Here is a 1,266-nt window from a genome sequence, read left to right as displayed (position 1 = left end):
TGTAGTCGATCCCCTCCGGCGGCACCCGGTGGAGCCGGATCCACACGTGCCAGGTGCCCTCCTCCAGCGGTCCCGGCAGGTAGCCGGGCGTCGCCCAGCCCTCGGTGACGGTGTAGGCGTCGCGGGCGCCGCCGGACCAGCCGCGGAACCCCGTCGGCGAGCCGCAGCCGAGGTCGAGCACCCCTTGAGACCGGTCGAAGGCCAGCCGCACGGTCACGGCGGCGGTGCCCGGCGGCACCTCGAAGGCCACCTCGCGCAGCGTCCGCTCCAGCCGGTCCTCCAGGCTCCAGCGCCCCCTGATCACCGTCATCCGGTCACCAGCTCGCCGTCGCGGTAGACGAGCGCCCGGTCGCGGCGCGGCACGGCGTAGCCCTGGTCGCCCACTGCCGGCTCGCGGCCCTCGGGCACGACGACCTGGACCATCACCTCGTTGACGTCCAGCGTCACCAGGTGGGACGCCCCGAGGTTCTCCATGATCGCCACCTTTCCGCCCAGTGCTCCCTCCGCCGGCTCGCTCGCGTAGGCGTTGTACTCGGGCCGTACGCCGTACACGATCCTCTCGCCGTCGGCGAGCAGGCCCTCGGCCGACGACGGGACGGGCAGCGCGCACCCGGCCACCTCAAGCCTGCCATCGCGGACGACGCCGTCGAGGAGGTTCATGGGAGTGGACCCGATGAAGGCGGCGACGAACGTGTTGGCGGGCCGCCGGAAGACCTCGGCCGGCGTGCCGATCTGCCGGATGTGCCCGGCCTCCATGACGGCCATGCGGTCGGCCATGGCCAGCGCCTCGGCCTGGTCGTGGGTGACGAACACGGTGGTGACGCCCAGGTCGCGCTGGAGCTTCTTCAGGAACGTCCGCGCCTCCAGCCGGAGCCGGGCGTCGAGGTTGGACAGCGGCTCGTCGAACAGGAACGCCTGCGCCTGGGTCGCCATGACCCGGGCGAGCGCGACGCGCTGCTGCTGCCCCCCGGAGAGCCGGCCGGGGCGCCGGTCCATGAGGTGTTCGAGGCCGAGGCGGGCCCCCACCTCGGCGGCCCTGGCCCGGCGGGCGGCCTTGGCCACCTTCTTGACGCGTAACGGGTAGGCGATGTTGTCGGAGACGTCCATGTGCGGGAACAGCGCGTAGTCCTGGAAGACCATGGCGACGTCCCGGCCGCCCGGCTGCACTCCCGTCACGTCGCGGTCGCCGATCACGACCGCGCCACCGGTGGCGGTCTCCAGCCCGGCGATCGTGCGCAGCAGCGTGGTCTTGCCGCACCCGGAGGG

General features: G+C 73.2%; 2 protein-coding genes. Both read right to left on the bottom strand.

The features are described from left to right. A partial coding sequence (locus tag DAT37_RS36725) for a hypothetical protein (protein WP_232840225.1) occupies window positions 1-310 on the bottom strand: 310 nt, incomplete at its 3' end. Continuing rightward, the coding region (locus DAT37_RS36720) for an ABC transporter ATP-binding protein (RefSeq protein ID WP_109529554.1) at window positions 307-1,266 on the bottom strand (960 nt) is incomplete at its 5' end. The genes DAT37_RS36725 and DAT37_RS36720, both read right to left, overlap by 4 nt.

The sequence above is a fragment of the Nocardia aurea genome (genome assembly GCF_003123685.1).
In the GTDB taxonomy this organism is placed as follows: Bacteria; Actinomycetota; Actinomycetes; order Mycobacteriales; family Mycobacteriaceae; genus Nocardia; species Nocardia aurea.
This window is presented reverse-complemented; position numbering and strand designations above follow the sequence as displayed.